14 protein-coding genes and 1 tRNA gene are annotated in these 16,172 nt (G+C 65.4%); 4 read left to right on the top strand and 11 right to left on the bottom strand.

The genetic code is table 11. The features are described from left to right. Window positions 1–39 precede the first annotated feature (39 nt). A complete protein-coding gene (locus FLG15_RS08815) occupies window positions 40–2,652 on the bottom strand; it encodes a glycoside hydrolase family 3 protein (RefSeq protein WP_057678958.1) in 2,613 nt (870 codons plus the stop codon). Between the two features lie 434 nt (window positions 2,653–3,086). Here FLG15_RS08815 and FLG15_RS08810 point away from each other — a divergent pair, with 434 nt between their 5' ends. Continuing rightward, complete coding sequence (locus FLG15_RS08810; protein ID WP_150145859.1) at window positions 3,087–5,042, top strand: PhoX family protein; 1,956 nt, start codon at window positions 3,087–3,089, stop codon at window positions 5,040–5,042. Between the two features lie 217 nt (window positions 5,043–5,259). Here FLG15_RS08810 and FLG15_RS08800 read toward each other — a convergent pair whose 3' ends face one another. From FLG15_RS08800 to pcnB, 8 genes are all read right to left on the bottom strand, one after another. After that, window positions 5,260–5,883: an ATPase gene (locus FLG15_RS08800; protein WP_057678959.1), complete on the bottom strand. Its 624-nt coding sequence runs from the start codon at window positions 5,881–5,883 to the stop codon at window positions 5,260–5,262. Window positions 5,884–5,886: 3 nt separating this feature from the next. Next, the gene (locus FLG15_RS08795) at window positions 5,887–6,231 is read right to left on the bottom strand and encodes a type II toxin-antitoxin system prevent-host-death family antitoxin (RefSeq protein WP_007965758.1); all 345 of its coding nucleotides are present in this window, start codon (window positions 6,229–6,231) and stop codon (window positions 5,887–5,889) included. A gap of 156 nt (window positions 6,232–6,387) precedes the next feature. After that, complete coding sequence (gene pgi, locus FLG15_RS08790) at window positions 6,388–7,902, bottom strand: glucose-6-phosphate isomerase (RefSeq protein WP_057659210.1); 1,515 nt, start codon at window positions 7,900–7,902, stop codon at window positions 6,388–6,390. Then, the gene (gene panD / locus FLG15_RS08785) at window positions 7,899–8,279 is read right to left on the bottom strand and encodes an aspartate 1-decarboxylase (RefSeq protein WP_003481969.1); all 381 of its coding nucleotides are present in this window, start codon (window positions 8,277–8,279) and stop codon (window positions 7,899–7,901) included. Before panD ends, pgi begins: the two co-directional genes overlap by 4 nt. A gap of 167 nt (window positions 8,280–8,446) precedes the next feature. Further along, window positions 8,447–9,289: a pantoate--beta-alanine ligase gene (gene panC / locus FLG15_RS08780; RefSeq protein ID WP_007965764.1), complete on the bottom strand. Its 843-nt coding sequence runs from the start codon at window positions 9,287–9,289 to the stop codon at window positions 8,447–8,449. Beyond that, window positions 9,286–10,101, bottom strand: a complete 816-nt coding sequence (gene panB / locus FLG15_RS08775; RefSeq protein ID WP_057659208.1) for a 3-methyl-2-oxobutanoate hydroxymethyltransferase — start codon at window positions 10,099–10,101, stop codon at window positions 9,286–9,288. Before panB ends, panC begins: the two co-directional genes overlap by 4 nt. A gap of 35 nt (window positions 10,102–10,136) precedes the next feature. Next, a complete protein-coding gene (folK, locus tag FLG15_RS08770; protein ID WP_007965767.1) occupies window positions 10,137–10,622 on the bottom strand; it encodes a 2-amino-4-hydroxy-6-hydroxymethyldihydropteridine diphosphokinase in 486 nt (161 codons plus the stop codon). A 3-nt stretch (window positions 10,623–10,625) separates the two neighbouring features. Beyond that, the gene (gene pcnB, locus FLG15_RS08765) at window positions 10,626–11,993 is read right to left on the bottom strand and encodes a polynucleotide adenylyltransferase PcnB (RefSeq protein ID WP_007965770.1); all 1,368 of its coding nucleotides are present in this window, start codon (window positions 11,991–11,993) and stop codon (window positions 10,626–10,628) included. A gap of 49 nt (window positions 11,994–12,042) precedes the next feature. Here pcnB and FLG15_RS08760 point away from each other — a divergent pair. Next, window positions 12,043–12,117: transfer RNA gene (locus FLG15_RS08760), tRNA-Glu, on the top strand. Window positions 12,118–12,418: 301 nt separating this feature from the next. Beyond that, the gene (locus tag FLG15_RS08755; RefSeq protein WP_057678378.1) at window positions 12,419–12,799 is read left to right on the top strand and encodes a hypothetical protein; all 381 of its coding nucleotides are present in this window, start codon (window positions 12,419–12,421) and stop codon (window positions 12,797–12,799) included. 133 nt (window positions 12,800–12,932) lie between these two features. Here FLG15_RS08755 and folE2 read toward each other — a convergent pair whose 3' ends face one another. Together folE2 and FLG15_RS08745 are read right to left on the bottom strand one after the other, a co-directional pair. Beyond that, on the bottom strand, window positions 12,933–13,850 hold the full coding sequence (folE2, locus tag FLG15_RS08750) for a GTP cyclohydrolase FolE2 (protein ID WP_057678379.1): 918 nt from the start codon (window positions 13,848–13,850) through the stop codon (window positions 12,933–12,935). Window positions 13,851–13,886: 36 nt separating this feature from the next. Beyond that, a complete protein-coding gene (locus FLG15_RS08745; RefSeq protein WP_057678382.1) occupies window positions 13,887–15,035 on the bottom strand; it encodes an N-acetylmuramoyl-L-alanine amidase in 1,149 nt (382 codons plus the stop codon). Window positions 15,036–15,248: 213 nt separating this feature from the next. On the opposite strand from FLG15_RS08745, the gene FLG15_RS08740 reads away from it, so the two are divergent. Continuing rightward, on the top strand, window positions 15,249–15,473 hold the full coding sequence (locus tag FLG15_RS08740) for a hypothetical protein (protein ID WP_017158035.1): 225 nt from the start codon (window positions 15,249–15,251) through the stop codon (window positions 15,471–15,473). The last annotated feature ends 699 nt before the right edge of the window (window positions 15,474–16,172 follow it).

Below are 16,172 nucleotides of genomic sequence, written 5' to 3'. Positions count from 1 at the left end.
TCTCATCCAGGCGCGCACGCACGCCTGCGGGAATGCTGCTTACTTGACCGGGCAGTCGACGGTGACTTCGGCTTCGTTGAGCGCGCCAAGCGACACCTTGGACACCGACAGGTCCAGCGCGGCAGCGCTTTCGATGCTGGCGACCTGGGTCAGCTTGGTCACATCCGCGCCGGCCACTGCGAAGCACTTCAACGGCACGCCGACCACTTTCCACTGGCCTTGCGGCAGCGCAGCCAGGGTCTTCTGGACGTCGACACGACCACCGCACTTGTCGCCACAGCCCACGCCCAGCCACACCGGCGCGGTCACCGCGCTGTCGCGGCGCAGGGTCAGCTGCAACTGCACATCGCCGTTGCTTTCACGCGAGACGTCCACCGGCTTGGCGGACACCAGCAACACGCTGGAGGCGGTACTGCCGGACCACACCAGACGGCGCGCATCTTCCTGCGCCTTGTGGTCGACTGCGGTCATCTTCAGGCTGCCATCGGACAAGCCCACCGGCAGCGTGGTTGCCGGCATGTTGGCCTGACCGGCATTGGACAGCTGCATGGCGATGCCGAGCGCAGGCTTGCCGCGCACGAAGTACATCCCGCCTACCGACTGCTCGCCGGACACGCCGGATTCTTCCGGCAGTGCTGCCAGGTCGCCCTTGTCGGCGTAGGTCAGGCCGAAGCCGAACTTGAACTGCGGGTCGTAGTCCTTCTGGCCGACGTTATTGGCGAACTGCACGGCGGTCTTGGGCCAGGAGAAGCTGAGCTTGCCCTTGAAGTCGTTCTGCACCGAGCCATCGGCCTTGCGCAGCAGCACATCGGCAATGCCCTCGCCTTCGGAGCCCGGCAACCAGGCAGCGACGAACGCGTCGGAGGCGTTGATGTACTGATTCATCCACAGCGGACGCCCGCTCAGGAATACCGCCACCACCGGGATGCCTTCGGCCTTGAGTTTCTTGATCAGGGCCAGTTCGCTTTCGTCGCCCGGCTTGTACAACAGGGTGGCGATATCGCCCTGGAATTCGGCATACGGATTTTCGCCGAACACCACCACGGCCACGTCGGGCTTGGTCTTGTAGGCGCCATCCACGGCCAGCTCGGCGCTGCCGCCGGCGGCCTTGATCTGCTTGTCCAGGCCTTCCCAGATGGTGGTGCCGTTGGGATAGTCGCTGCGCTTGGTGCCGGTGCCCTGCCAGTTCAGGGTCCAGCCGCCGGACTGCTTGCCCATGTCGTTGGCACCGTCGCCCAGCACCAGCACGCGCTTGGTCGGATTCAGCGGCAAGATGCCGGCCTGGTTCTTCAGCAGCACCAGCGACTCACGTACCGCCTGACGGGCGATCGCACGGTGTTCCGGTGCGCCGAGCAATTCGTACTTGCCACCGAGTGGGCGCTTGGACGGCTTGCCGGCCTCGAACAGGCCCAGGCGCATCTTCACGCGCAGGATGCGGCGCACGGCATCGTCCAGACGCTCGGCCGAGATCTGCCCGGACTTCACCGCCGCCAGTTCGGTCTCGTAGATACCTTTCCAGCTGTCGGCGGCCATCGCCATGTCGACACCGGCGATGAACGAGGCCGGGCAGTTCTGGTTGGTGCAGCCCTTGACCTGGCCGTGGCCATTCCAGTCGCCGACCACGAATCCGCCGAAATTCATGCGGCCCTTGAGCACGTCGGTCAGCATGACCTTGTTGCCGTGCATCTTTTCGCCGTTGAAGCTGTTGAACGAGGCCATCACGCTCTGTGCGCCAGCGGCAATCGCAGGCGGATAGCCGGCGGCGTGGATATCGCGCATGGTGGATTCGGACACCTTGGTGTCGCCCTGGTCCTTGCCGTCGGTGGTGCCGCCGTCGCCGACGAAATGCTTCACCGACGAAATGACGTGGCTGCCGTCCAGGAACTGCGGCGTGCCCGGCACGCCCTGTACGCCTTCGACCATCTTGCCGGCAAAGCTGGCCACCACCTCCGGCGACTCGGAATAGCCTTCGTAGGTGCGGCCCCAGCGGTCGTCCTGCGGCACGGCCACGGTCGGCGCAAAGGTCCACTCCATGCCGGTGACGCGGGTTTCGGCAGCGGTGACTTCGCCGATCTTCTTGATCAGTTCCGGATTGCGCGTGGCGCCCAGGCCGATGTTGTGCGGGAACAGCGTGGCGCCGACGATGTTGCTCTGGCCGTGCACCGCATCGATGCCGAAGATGATCGGAATCGCGTTGCCGCCCTTGGAAGTGTCCATCGACGCCTCATAGAACGCGTCGGCCAGCTTCAACCATTCGGCCGGGCTAGCGTTGTACTTGCCGCCCGGATCGGAATTGCCGCCGGCCAGCACCGAGCCGATGCGGTACTTGCGCACGTCGTCCGGGGTCATGCTGGCGATATCGCCCTGGATGGTCTGGGCGACCTTCTCTTCCACGCTCATCTTGGCCATCACATCGGTGATGCGCTGCTCCAGTGCCGCGTCCTGCGGGAACGGCCACTTCGGCGACGGCCACTGGTCCGGATGGATGGCGGTCGAGGCCTCGGCAGGTGCGGCGGCCGGGGCGGTCTTGCTCGCTTCGGCAGCGGTGTCCTTGCCTTGGCAGGCGGCCAGCATCAGCACCGCAGCGGCGGTGGCCAGGCAGAGGGCGCGACGCGCGACGGGCGCGGCGGTACGACGGAGCAGCTTGTCCAAGATTCGTTTCTCCAGGGTGGTTCTCCCACGGCGATGCGTTGCGCCGCAGGCCATTAGGCGGCGTACGCTTGCGTGATTCCCCTACCCTGTCAACAACAGCTGCCCGTATGCCGAATACCGGGCAACTTATTGGCCGCGGCTATAGCATTGGAATACCGGCAGCACCTGTGAAACCGCGCAAAACCACCTGATCTGCCGCAGCGTCTGAGCGCGCGAGCAGATGCACTTTGCTGCATCGCACCACCCGCCGGTCTGACCAATGCGCAGCATCGGCGTGTCAAGGGAATCTGGCAGCGCTCGCTTGCCATCACACGTTCGAATGCAGGCCAACGGGTGAGCCTGCTGTCAAACAACCGTCATACCAGCGGCCTAGCGTGACCGGCTTGCCGATGCGCCACGGCCATCGTTGATCGTCGCCTTTGCCTGGAGTTTCGATGTCCCCCTCCCCCGACCCCTCCCGTCGTCGCCTGATGCAATTGCTGGCGGCCGTCCCCCTGTTGCCGCTCGGCAACGCCAGCGCTGCCGCCCTGCAACAGCTTGGCGGTGCGGCGTGGGCCGCGCGCCCGCTGCGGCCGTCGGACAACCCGACCCGCCTGGTCTCGGCCACCTTCCACGGCATGCCGGCGCCGAGCCTGGCCGATCCGGCGGCAATGGCCACCACCACGGTCGGTTCGGCCCTCAGCGTGACCCGCAGCGACGGCAGCACGCAGCGGTATGCGCTGGCCTACCACCCGTTCTTCATTACCGGCGATCAGGTGCCGGACGGCAACGGCGGCACCGTGCTGGCGGGCGGGTACTACGACATCCAGCATCGCCCGATCATCGACCGCTCCAAACCCGGTGCCGAGCGTCCGTTCTTTTCCGATTGCCCGGACGGCTCCTCGCTATTGACCCTGCCCAATGCCAAGGTGCCAGGCGTCAAGGGCAACCATGTGTTCGCAGTGGTGCAGTTCGAATACACCACCCGCGACCAGGCCGGCAACGACACCAACCGTCACCTGCCTGCGCCGATCGCGGTGCTGACGCTGGACCAGGACCCGGCCACCGGCAAGCTGTCGCTGGTGAAGTACCACAACGTCGACACCGCACCGGTCCATGGGCTGTGGACCACCTGCGGCGCCAGCCTGTCGCCGTGGAATACCCATCTGTCCAGCGAAGAGTACGAACCCGATGCCACCGCGCTGGCCGGCAACACCCAGTTCCGCAGCTACAGCACGCATCTGTACGGCGACCCGGAAAAAGCCAACCCGTATCACTATGGCCACCTGCCGGAAATCACCGTGCACCCGGACGGAACGGGGAGCGTGCGCAAGCACTACTGCCTGGGCCGCATCTCGCACGAGCTGGTGCAGGTGATGCCCGACCAACGCACCGTGCTGATGGGCGACGACGCGACCAATGGCGGACTGTTCATGTTCATTGCCGACCGCAAGGCGGATCTCTCCGCCGGCACCTTGTATGTCGGCAAGTGGCACCAGACTTCGGGCGTCGGACCGGGCGCGGCCACGCTGCGCTGGATCAAGCTCGGCCACGCCACCAGCGCCGAGATCCAGGCCATGGCCGACCGTCTCACCGCTGCCGACATCCTCGACGTGCACCTGAGCGACCCGAGCGATGCTTCGTTCACCAAGATTCCGTTCAACGGCACCTTCAACTGGATCCGCATCAAGCCCGGCATGGAGAAGGCCGCCACGTATCTGGAAACCCATCGCTATGCCGCGCTGGCCGGCGGCAGCCTGGGCTTCACCAAGCTCGAAGGCACCACCGTCAACGCGCGCGACAAGGTCGCCTACATGGCCATGTCCTATATCGTCACCAGCATGCTCAACGGCTCGGGCGATGTGAAAGTGCAGGGTCCGGAAGCTGGCGCGGTGTATGCCCTGAACCTGCGCGGCGGCCAGCGCGATAGCCAAGGCGCGCCGATCCACAGCGATTGGGTGCCGATCGACATGGCCGCCCCGGCCGCCCTCACCGGCCACAACCTGGCCAAGGCCGACGCGCTGGGCAACCTGGCCGACCCGGAACGGATCGCCAACCCGGACAACCTCAAGTTCTCCGAATCGCTGCGCACCTTGTTCATCGGCGAAGATAGCAGCCTGCACGTCAACAATTTCCTGTGGGCCTACAACGTGGACAGCGGCACGCTGACGCGCGTGCTGTCGGTGCCGGCGGGCGCCGAATCGACCGGCCTGCATGCGGTCGACGAGATCCACGGCTGGACCTATGTCATGAGCAACTTCCAGCATCCCGGCGACTGGGAAAGCCCGTTGCACGACACCGCCAAGGCCACGCTGGATCCGCTGGTCCGCGCCAACTACAAGGATCGCTTCGGTGGCGCGGTGGGTTATCTCACCGGCGACCCGGTGGCAGTGCAGTTGAGCAAGGCGTAAGCGTCGCCGTTTCCAGGTACGGCGCTGCATGACGCAACAGCCGACACGTGCAGCGGGGCATTCCCGCTGCTGTCGCATCCCGGTAGCAGCGCACCTGGGCGGGAGGAGCGTTGCCGATATGGACTGTCGCGCCCGGGTGTGCTCCTGCGGGTAAGGTCGATGGGTGTCTGGCCGCGTCGGTGAGACGGATCAAAGCATAAGCGCCTGAGCAAGCGACTCAGGACTGCCGCAACTCCAGCGCTGCCATCACGATGGGCTTGGCCCAATCGGGTACCTGCGCCAGTTCGTCCGGCGTTTGCGGGTAATGCAGGCCGCTGCGGTCCAGTTCCAGCACCAGTATGGGCGATGCCTGAGCTGCGGCATCGGCCGATGCGCTGTTGTCGTAGACATGCAGCACTGCCAGGTGAGGCAGCAAGGCAATCAGGTTGGCACGCGAGGCGTCGTAACGCTCGCGGATCTTGTGCTCGGGAATGGCATGACCGCCGGCCGCAACCCGCGCCGCCACGCGCTCGATATGCAGGTCCACGGTCGCCAACCCGCAAAACCAGACCGCGACCGTGTGCTGCGCGCAGGCCTCGCGCAGCAGGCGCGGAATGGTCGTCGCGCCCAGCGTGGTTTCGAAGGCGAAATCGCTGCCATCGGCCATGGCCTGGCGCAGCCGCCGTACGCCTTCCTGCCAGGCCTGCGCGTTCGCTTCTGCAGGCGCCCAGCCCTGTTCCACCAAGTCCCTGGTGAAGGCGTCCGGGTTGAACCAGGTGGCGCCGTCCTCTTGCAGAAACCGGCCCAGTAACGAACTCTTGCCCGCGCCATTGACGCCGGCCAGCACCAGAAGATTACCCATCGCTTACAGCGACGGGCCCAGGGTGACCTTGCGGCCGCGGCGTGCCGGTGTGGCGATCGCCTTGGCCAGGCCCGCACCCTCAGTCGCCCCCGCAAGATGCGCGTCGAACTTCGCCTGCAGTGCCTGCAGCGACTGCGCGCGCGCCGAGGTTGCGGCCGCCGCACTGGCCTGATTGACCAGGCGCCGATACTCCTCAGCATCCACCACCACCGCTTCGGGATGATTGTGGTTGGTGATCACCACTGCCCCGTGCGAGCGCACCTTGCGCATCAGGCTGGGCCAGCCCTTTACCTTGATGTCGGCAGCGGGGGATTTTTCGAGCTCGGGCAGATCCTGGAAGCGCGACATGGGGAAATCCGGGGCGAAGTGCTGGCGATCAGCCTACTCCCAAATTCCCAATTTAGGAAATTTGTCCATTTTGTCCAAACAATCCGGTCGATCATGCCGTCCAAAACAAAAACGGGGCCCGCAGGCCCCGGTTTTTCAAGCGCGATGCGCACATGCTCAGCCGCGCAACTTGTTCAGCAGCTCGCGCGTCACCGGGTCGGCCACATCGGCCGATTCGCCCTTCAGCGCCGGCAGCAACTGGCTGGCCAGCTGCTTGCCCAGCTCCACGCCGAACTGGTCGAACGCATTGATGCCCCACATCACCGATTGCACGTAGACGCTGTGCTCGTACATCGAGATCAGCGCGCCCAGCGCCTGCGGGGTGAGCGCATCGAGCAGGATCACCGTGCTCGGGCGGCCGCCCGGGTAGCTGCGGTGCGGGTCGCTGCTGTCCTGCCCGTTGGCCAGCGCCTCGGTCTGCGCCAGCACATTGGCCATCAGCGCAGTATGGTTTTCCGCGTACGGGTCGTCGTTGTGCACGGTGCCGATGAAATCGGCCGGCACCACGCTGGTGCCCTGATGCAGCGCCTGGAAGAAGCTGTGCTGCACATCGGTGCCGGCACCACCCCACCACACCGACACGGTGTCGCTGTCCACCGCCGAGCCATCGAGCTTGACGCGCTTGCCCAGGCTCTCCATCACCAGCTGCTGCAGGTAAGCCGGCAGCAGTGCCAGGCGCTGGTCGTAGGTCATCACCGCGTGCGTGGCGCTACCGAGCAGGTTGCGGTTCCACACTGCCGTCAGGCCATGCAACACCGCAACGTTTTCTTCCAGCGGCGTGTTGAGCACATGTGCATCGAACTGCGCGGCGCCTTCCAGCAGTTGTTCGAAACGCTCGAAACCAATGGCCAATGCAATCGGGAAACCCACTGCCGACCACAGCGAGTAGCGCCCGCCCACCCAGTCCCACATCGGCAGCACGCGGCCGGGTGCGATGTCGAAGGCCTTGGCGGCACGCTCGGGGTTGGCACTGACCGCGTACAGCCGCTCGCTGCCACCGAGCCAGGCATGCAGGATGCTGCCGTTGAGCAGGGTTTCCTGGGTGCCGAAGGTCTTGGAGATCAGGATGCCGGCGGTGCGTGCCGGATCCAGCGTGGCCAGCGTGCGCTGCATCGCCGCACCATCGACGTTGGAGACGAAATGCACGCGCAAGCGCGCTCCGGCCACCGGACGCAAGGCATCGGCCACCAGCCGCGGGCCCAGGTCCGATCCACCGATGCCGACACTGACGATATCGGTGACCTCGGTCGCTTCCAGCTGCTGGATCAGCGCGCCCATGCGCTGGCGCACGTCGGCAGCGGTGGCATACGCCTCCGATGCCACCGCTGCGTCGGTCAAATCGCCGCGCAACGCGGTATGCAGGGCCGCGCGCTGTTCGGTGACATTGACCTGCTCGCCACGGAACAGGCGCTGGAACGCGCCGGAAAGATCGCGCGCGCGCGCGATGGCGAACAGCGCATCGAGCGCGGCGCGGTCATACTTCTGCCGCGCGAAGTTGAAATACAACGGACCGACTTGCCTGGCGTATTGCGTCGGCCGCTGCGGCTCGGCGGCAAGCAATGCGGGGATGGCAGCGCCGCGCAGGCGCTGGGCGTGGGCGTGAAGCGCGTCGAATCCGTTGGTGTGTGTCATGCGGCCTGCGTGGGGATGCTGTGGTTGGTGTGGGAGATCGCGTTGTGCGCGTTCACATATACCAGATTGGGCTTGAAGGTCTTGGCTTCGTCTTCGCTCATGCTGGCGAACGCCGCCACGATGATCAGATCGCCCACCTGCACGTGACGCGCAGCGCCACCGTTGAGCGACATGATGCCGCTGCCGTCTTCGGCGCGGATGGCATAGGTGCTGAAACGCGCACCGTTGGTGACGTCCCAGATGTGGACCTGTTCGAATTCGCGGATGCCGGTCGCTTCCAGCAGCAGGCCGTCGATGGCGATCGAGCCTTCGTAGTTGAGCTCGGAGTGGGTGACGGTGGCGCGGTGGATCTTGGCTTTCAGCAGGGACAGGTGCATGGACGGAAGGCAACGACAAAAGGAAAGCCGGCATTTTAGCGGAAAGCGCCCGTCCCCACCGGTTTGCGCTGCGGCCGGTGGTGAGGGCTTCAGGCCTGCGCAGCACGCACAACCGCGCGCCCGGTTCGCTGGCGCTGCCGGACGGCTCCGACGGCGCGTCGGCCTGCTCAGAATTCCAGGTTGTCGATCAAGCGCGTGTTGCCCAACCGGGCCGCGATCAAGGCCACGCGCGCGCCGGTGTGGCTGTCGCCCGGCTCGCTGAGGTCAGGCAGCCGCACCACCGCGTAATCGACCCTGAAACCGGCCTGTTCCAGCGTGTGGCTGGCCGCATCTTCCACCTGCGCACGCGGCGTGCCGGCGGCATAGCTGTCGCGCATCTGCAGCAGCACCTTGCGGATCGTGCCCGAGATCGGGCGATCTTCCGCCGACAGATACTGGTTGCGCGAGCTCATCGCCAGGCCATCGGCCTCGCGCACGATGCTGCCGCCCAAAATTTCGATCGGAAACGCCAGGTCGGCCACCATCTGCCGGATCACCGCCAACTGCTGGTAATCCTTCTTGCCGAAGGCGGCCACGTCCGGCTGCACCTGGTTGAACAATCGCGCCACCACGGTGCACACGCCATCGAAATGCCCGGGCCGGCATTCGCCTTCCAGCACATCGCTGACGCCGGGCGCATGGATCGGTGTGGCCAGCGCGGTGCCGAGCGGGTACATGGTGTCCACGTCCGGCAGCCACAGCGCATCGCAACCGGCGTCTTCCAGGCCGCGCAGGTCGGCCTCGGGCGTGCGCGGGTAGCGCGCAAAATCTTCATTCGGTCCGAACTGGGTCGGGTTGACGAACACGCTGGACACCACGCGGTCGGCGTACTGGCGCGCCAGCATCACCAGCGAATAATGCCCGGCGTGCAGGTTGCCCATGGTGGGCACCAGCGCCACACGCAAGCCCTCGCGCTTCCAGCCATTGACCAGGGCGCGCAGTGCGGAAAGATCGGTCAGGGTCTGGATCATGCGGCGTATGCATGCTCTGCATCGGGAAAGCTGCCGTCGCGCACCGCCTGTGCATAGGCGCGCACCGCGCCGGCAACCGAGCCGCCCTCGGCCAGAAAATCCTTGACGAACTTGGGCCGGCGGTGGCCACTGTCCAGCCCAAGCATGTCGTGCATCACCAGCACCTGGCCGTCGCAACCGGGGCCGGCACCGATGCCGATGGTGGGCACGCTGAGGTCGGCACTGATCTGCGTGGCGATCGGCGTCGGCACGCATTCCAGCACCAGCAGGCTCGCACCGGCGTCGACCACGGCCTGCGCGCCACGACGCAGCTGCTCGCCAGCCTCGCCGCGGCCCTGCACCTTGTAGCCACCGAACCGCAGCACCGATTGCGGGGTCAGGCCCAGGTGCGAGCAGACCGGGATCTCGCGCTCGACCAGGTAACGGATGACCTCCAGCTTGTGCCCGGCGCCTTCGATCTTGACCATCTCCGCGCCAGCCTGCAGCAGCTGGGTGGCGGCGTCCAATGCACGCTCAGGCGTGGCGTCGGCCTGGAACGACAGGTCGGCCACCAGCAAGGCGCGATCGAGCGCACGGGCCACCGAGGCCGTGTGGTAGACCATGTCGGCGGTGGTCACCGGCAAGGTGGAATCGTGCCCCTGCACCACCATGCCGAGCGAATCGCCGACCAGGATCAGGTCCACGCCATTGGCGTCGAAGGTGCGCGCAAAACCGGCGTCGTACGCGGTCAACATGACCAGTTTTCGACCCTCGCGCTTGGCCTGCGCCAAGGCGGGCACGGTCCAGGGCTTGCTGTCGGCGTGGCTGCTCATGAAGTCATTACGTGGGGTGATAAGCCGGCCATTATCTACCCAATCGGCTCCAGCCCGCAGGTATCGATGGCGTGCAGGGCGCGCCGCACTGTTCCATGCCCCGGAATGATCGCCTCCGGCGCCAGCTCCGACAGCGGCAGCAGGGCGAAGGCGCGCGCGTGCAGATGCGGATGCGGCACCTGCAGCTGCGGCAGGTCGATCACCTGGTCGGCGTACAGCAGCAGGTCCAGGTCGAGCGTCCGCGGGCCCCAGCGCTCGCCGGCGCGACGCTCGCGGCCGAACGCCTGTTCGATGCCGAGCAAGGCCTCCAGCAGCGGCAGCGGCGCAAGCTCGGTACGCAGCTGGGCCACGGCATTGATGAAATCGGGCTGGTCTTCGCGGCCCCAGGCCGGCGTGCGATACAAGCGCGAAGCGGCGATCAGCGTGGTCTGCGGCACGGCGCCCAGCGCGGCGATGGCCGCGCGCACGCTGGCCTCGGCCTGGCCCAGGTTGGCACCCAGGCCAACAAAGGCGGTCTGCATGCCCTACTCGCCGGCCGGTGCGCCGGTCCGACGGCGGCGTCGGCGACGCTTGCGCGGTGCGCCCTCATCGCTGTCGTGGTCGGCCTGCGCCGATTCGATCGCATCCACCAGCTCCTGGCCGGAGGACTTCTGCGCCTCGCGCCAGAACTCCACATCGGCGGCGTGGTCGGCCGATGCGAACTGACGCAGCACCAGGAAATCGAATGCCGCGCGGAAGCGCGGATGCGACAAGGTGCGAAATACCCGCTTGCGCTGACGCGAGGAGAAACGCGTCTGCAGTAACCAGATTTCCTGCATCGGCAGCGAGAAACGGCGCGGCAACGCGACGCGCTCCAACTGATGCAAGGTGACGCGATCGGCCGCGCGGCGCTGCGCATCCTCCGGTTGCACGCCTTGCGCCTGCAGCCCCATCAAGGTGCGGCAGAACGCCGGCCACAGCAGCAATGCAAACAGGAAGGCCGGCGACACCGGCTCGTCGTTGGCCACGCGTGCATCGGTATTGCGCAGGCCTTCCAGCACCATGGCGCGCAACGCGCCACTGCGGTTGGACTTCAATGCCGCCGCGCTTTCCGGAAACAACGCGCTGAGCAGGCCGTAACGCTCCAGACCTTCGAAGCTGGCCACACCGTGCCCAGACAGGAACAGCTTGAGAATTTCTTCGAACAACCGCGCAGGCGCAGCTTCGGACAGCAGCCCGGCCAGACGCGGAATGGGTTCGGCGGTGCCGGCTTCGATGTCGAAATTCAACTTGGCCGCCAGACGCACCGCGCGCAGCATGCGCACCGGGTCTTCCTGGTAACGCAACTGCGGGTCGCCGATCAACTTCATCAGGCGCGCCTGCACGTCTTCGAAGCCGCCGCAGTAATCGCGCACCGAGAAATCCTCGATGGCGTAATACAAGGCATTGCAGGTGAAGTCGCGGCGGATCGCATCGTCCTCGATGGTGCCGTAGACGTTGTCGCGCACCAGCCGGCCGTTATCGAGTTCGCGGTCGCCGCTGCCATCGTCGACATTGGCGCGGAAGGTGGCCACTTCGATGATTTCGCGACCGAACACCACATGTGCCAGACGGAAACGGCGGCCGATCAGGCGACAGTTGCGGAACAGCGCCTTGACCTCTTCCGGCGTCGCGTCGGTGGCCACGTCGAAATCCTTCGGGTGGCCGCCAACCAGCAGGTCGCGGACCGCACCGCCGACCAGATAGGCACCAAAGCCCGATTCGCGCAGGCGGTACAACACGCGTAACGCGTTGGGGCTGATGTCCTTGCGCGAGATGGTGTGCTGGTCGCGTGGAATGACGCGCAGCGTGAACGGAGATGTAACTGAGGGTTCGATGATGGCGCTTCCGTCTTGTGTTGCAGGATTGCCCAACGGCTATTACCTCACTATACTAGCGCGCTGCACAAGACGTGACAAAAGCGCTCCCTTCGTCTAATGGTTAGGACGTGGCCCTCTCAAGGCTAAAACAGGGGTTCGAGTCCCCTAGGGAGCACCACGATCGGTCTGACTGCTAAACGCCAGAGCCCCGCAATGCGGGGCTTTTGCGTTGTGGCCGCTCGCCTTGCACGTGCCGTTTTGCAGAGCGAACGCGCTGCGGCGCTGTCGGCACGCTTGCTATCCGTGCACATGTGCGCAGCGGCACGCTGGCAGAGGCCGCTTGGACGCCCAGCCGGTGACGCTGCCAAGCCCGGCGCACGATGCGCACCGACAGGTATCACCGACGAACGCCACTTCGGAGGTCAAAAGTGAAAACTGCCACTGCCTATCTGGTCGGCGAACACATCCTCCTTCAAGCAATGTCGCTCACCGAAAGCGGTGTATGGATTGCCGATGGGCACGTGCTGACTATTCCCGCAGATGACCGCAGCGGTCTGGCCGAGGGGATAAAAACATCGCTTGACGCCTCACGCGCAGGCGTCGCCCATCCGTCTCAGTCGGAATGGAAAAGCATCCAGCAGCCCATGCTTCAAGCCGCAGGCGTCCGAACCTGGGCCGCCCTGGGGAAGAAAGCAAAAGCGGTCGGCATGACGTCTGCGGGCGAGGACGTGGCGTTCATTCCTACAGTCCATTTTCGGGCGCATGGCGGCCACGCTAGTGACGAACATACGATCCACCGCCGCATGGACGACCCGGATTTGGGCTCCGGCTTGCTCGACGCCTTTGCACACGCAAGTTAGCGCCAAACCCTGCATGCGCCGTGTGTCGCTCGCTGTCGCGCACATCCATCGCCATCGACCCGGCAGACGCGGGGTCTGTTGATGCGCTGGCGCCAGGACGCCATCCTGCGCGGAGGAGAATGCATGTTGCCCGTTATTCGGCAAACGGATGTGTGTCGGCCGCCTCGCTACCGGTTTCGGCGACCGCATCGTGGGCATGCAGGCTTTCCAGATGGCGTACCGCCACATGAAAGACTGCGTAGTGCTCCGCCAGCACCTTGCGCAGACGGCGCGCTGCGTCTTCGACATACATCAGGTTTGCGCCATTCAAGCGCGCAAACGCCTGCTCGTCGGTACGCCGCACCGCAGCCTGCACCGGCGTCGCCAATGCCTGCTCGCACACACCGATCAACTCGCGGATCTCCAAGCGCTGCGTATCGGCGGGCAGCTCAACGCGTACCTGCGCCACACTGCGTTGGCTATGCGGCGTGGCGTAGGAACCGTGGGCCTGCAGCCATTGCACAACATCGTGCAGCGCCAGCGCATCGCGCCCGGCATGTTGCTGCGCGAATGCATCGCCCAGCAGCTGCCGAGACAACGATGCCGAACAGGGGCAGGTTGAGGCGTACAACACCTCCACCTGGAGCTGGAGCGTGGTGCGCCCTGCCCTGCACTGCGCGGCGATGTGCACCGGATAGGCACGCCAGCCGCTCAGCCCCTCACTGCGCAAGGCAGGCGTGCGCAGCATCAGCTCGAAGCGCAGCGTCAGCCGAGCGGCGCGGCTCGCGCAATCGGCATGGCTGTCGATCAGCGCCTGCAATAACTGGGAGAGCATGGCCGGCGACAGTGGCTGCTGCAGATGCGTATCCAGCAGGCGGTACAGCCGCGACATATGGATGCCTTTCAGCTCAGCCCGCGGCAGATCGACCTGCACGCTGGCGCGCGCGGCAAGCTGGCTGCCACCGGTCTCCAACTTCACGGGAATGGCGATGTCCTGCATGCCCACCCATCGCAGGGGCGCGCTCAGTGCTGATGGTTCGGTCACAGCAACATCGGGAAGCGTAGCGGACATCGGGATCTCGTCGAAGATAAAGGTGACGGCCGCGCCTCAGGCGCGGCCAGGAAACGCAGCGAAGTAGTCGTTGATTCCCGCATGCAATGTCTGCGCGAGTTCGTCCTGATGCGTATCGCTGCACAGGCGGCTGCAATCGTCGCGATTGCTCATGAAGCCGGTTTCGACCAGCAGCGACGGAATGTCCGGCGACTTCAACACCGCAAAACCGGCCTGCCCCACCTGGTCTTGATGCAGGCGCGTCACCTGCTGCAGGCGCTCCAACATCAACGTGCCCAATGCCACACTGCTGGCGATGGTGCCGCTCAACGACAGGTCGGCCAGCACCTGCGACAGCACCGGATTGCTCGGCACGCGCAGCCGGCGCGCGGTATCGCCCATGTCGTCGGCAGCGTTTTCGCTATCGGCGATCCAATGCGCCAGTGCGGAGCTGGCGCCAGTCTGCGACAGCGCAAACACCGAGGCGCCGCGCGCCTGGCGCGTTGGTGCGGCATCGGCATGGATGGAGACGAACAGGTCCGCATTGTGGCGATGGGCGATCAATACGCGCTCGTGCAGCGGCACGAAGCGGTCGTCGCTACGGATCATGGTCGGCCGATAACGCGTATCGGCCGCCAGACGCTGATGCAGCCGCGCAGCGATCGCCATCGCCACATGTTTTTCGTAACGCGCATCGGCACTGACCGCGCCCGGATCCTTGCCGCCGTGGCCGGCGTCGATCGCGACCACGTAAGGGCGCAGCCGATGACCGAGCGCATCGGCGACATGGCTGACCTCCGGCGCCTCACCTGTCTTCGCTGCCGCCTCGCCGCCCAGATCGACCAGCAGCTCGCCGCCTTGCCAGCGCGGCTGCGCGGCCACTGGCCGGGTCAGATCGAGCACCACGCGCACGCCGTCGCCATGCACACCCGCGCGGATGCCGGTCACTGGCTCGCCATCGGCAATCGCTGCGATTGGTGGCAGCGCAGGTGCCACTTGTCCCAGATCGATGACCAGCCGCTGCGGGCCCGTCAGCGAGAACATGTGGTACTGCGTCGGCGCGGAAAGGGACAAACGCAACTTCGTGCCCTGATCGCCTCGCTGCAGCGAGCACGCCTGCAGACGGGTCCGGCCTGCTGCCCTGACCAGGCCCGGCGCAAGCGCCATGGCCGCGCCGGCGGCCTGCAACAACGCGCGTCGCTTCATGCAGTCGGCCTGCAAGGGTGACGGGCAATGGCGATATCGCGTGCCTGCCCTGCGTAAAGGGCATCACGCTGAAAGACACAAGGGGCGCTAGGACTGAAAGGCACGACATATCGACAGCGATCAAGATGATTGTTATAAAGTAACAAATTAGAACAGGGCGCAAGTGTCGAAGGCGCCATGCGCTTGTCGCCATTCATCTTCCCGAGGACACCCATGACCATCGGCCCGGTTCCCGCCAATTACGACGCTTGGCGTCACTGCATCGAAGTGGATTGCGCCCAGCCGCTGACGGCCGCCTTCATCGCCCAGCGCCTGGCCGCCTTACGCGCCCCCGGCGACCACCACACCCAGCAGTTCCTGCGTCGCTGGGGAGCACAGCACCACACGCAGGTCATTGCATGGTTCGAGCGGGCGCAGCAGCAACCAAAATCGGGCTAATTCTTCGACTTGCGCGGTTGCCACGGATGGACGACGCATCCGTGACTGGCCCAGGCAGGAAGGCGTAAGCACTGGCCTGGCGGTGCCGGCGGTAAGGACGTGCGCTCTGATGCACCGAGGCGGCAAAGGTTGAATGCCTGTGCCAAGGGCTGCGCGTCAAAAAGAAGCGCAGGCCATCAGCTCGGTACACGCCACTCCTGATGACTGATCCGTAGTGTCGCCAGCAGGAGGTCCCCGTTCCCGAAACCGACATGCATGGTGGCCTACGAACCAGTGCTCAAGGCGCCTTTTGACCTTTACAGCGCTGTCGACGGACCCAGGGAAGCAGCTCCCCTGAACTCACGGACTTTCGATAAAACATCGACACCGATACACCGAATAGACGTACCGTAGGCTGGCCTGAATCGCAGGCAGAAATGCCCCTAGCAGGGAGAGGCGAAAAATCATGCGAACGAAGAAAAACCAGCTCAAGTATCTTTGCGTAGTGGCCGGACTTCTGCTCAGTGGTCCTGTACTGGCTCAAAGCGGCGGGTGCTGCGCAGGTGGCGTAGGCGCCAGCGCCACAACCGGACTTGGCGAGCGTAGTCCCGCAGCAGCGGCGAACCTCACGCTAGATCCTGCCTGGCCGATTTACGAGTTCCAGCGCGACGGTGTGACCTACCTGCAGATCAACGACGCAAGCGGAGGGGTCCGAGCGGT

This window comes from Xanthomonas phaseoli pv. dieffenbachiae, from assembly GCF_008639345.1.
Taxonomy (GTDB): domain Bacteria; phylum Pseudomonadota; class Gammaproteobacteria; order Xanthomonadales; family Xanthomonadaceae; genus Xanthomonas; species Xanthomonas phaseoli.
Note: the sequence above shows the minus strand (reverse complement) of the source record. Positions and strands in the feature narration are given on the sequence as shown.

What these genes read in the sequence shown, in the direction of transcription:
- FLG15_RS08810 (WP_150145859.1), top strand. Translation starts at nt 3,087, where the DNA reads ATGTCCCCCTCCCCCGACCCCTCCCGTCGTCGCCTGATGCAATTGCTG.
- FLG15_RS08800 (WP_057678959.1), bottom strand. Translation starts at nt 5,883, where the DNA reads ATGGGTAATCTTCTGGTGCTGGCCGGCGTCAATGGCGCGGGCAAGAGT.
- FLG15_RS08795 (WP_007965758.1), bottom strand. Translation starts at nt 6,231, where the DNA reads ATGTCGCGCTTCCAGGATCTGCCCGAGCTCGAAAAATCCCCCGCTGCC.
- pgi (WP_057659210.1), bottom strand. Translation starts at nt 7,902, where the DNA reads ATGACACACACCAACGGATTCGACGCGCTTCACGCCCACGCCCAGCGC.
- panD (WP_003481969.1), bottom strand. Translation starts at nt 8,279, where the DNA reads ATGCACCTGTCCCTGCTGAAAGCCAAGATCCACCGCGCCACCGTCACC.
- panC (WP_007965764.1), bottom strand. Translation starts at nt 9,289, where the DNA reads ATGATCCAGACCCTGACCGATCTTTCCGCACTGCGCGCCCTGGTCAAT.
- panB (WP_057659208.1), bottom strand. Translation starts at nt 10,101, where the DNA reads ATGAGCAGCCACGCCGACAGCAAGCCCTGGACCGTGCCCGCCTTGGCG.
- folK (WP_007965767.1), bottom strand. Translation starts at nt 10,622, where the DNA reads ATGCAGACCGCCTTTGTTGGCCTGGGTGCCAACCTGGGCCAGGCCGAG.
- FLG15_RS08755 (WP_057678378.1), top strand. Translation starts at nt 12,419, where the DNA reads ATGTCGCTCACCGAAAGCGGTGTATGGATTGCCGATGGGCACGTGCTG.
- folE2 (WP_057678379.1), bottom strand. Translation starts at nt 13,850, where the DNA reads ATGTCCGCTACGCTTCCCGATGTTGCTGTGACCGAACCATCAGCACTG.
- FLG15_RS08745 (WP_057678382.1), bottom strand. Translation starts at nt 15,035, where the DNA reads ATGAAGCGACGCGCGTTGTTGCAGGCCGCCGGCGCGGCCATGGCGCTT.
- FLG15_RS08740 (WP_017158035.1), top strand. Translation starts at nt 15,249, where the DNA reads ATGACCATCGGCCCGGTTCCCGCCAATTACGACGCTTGGCGTCACTGC.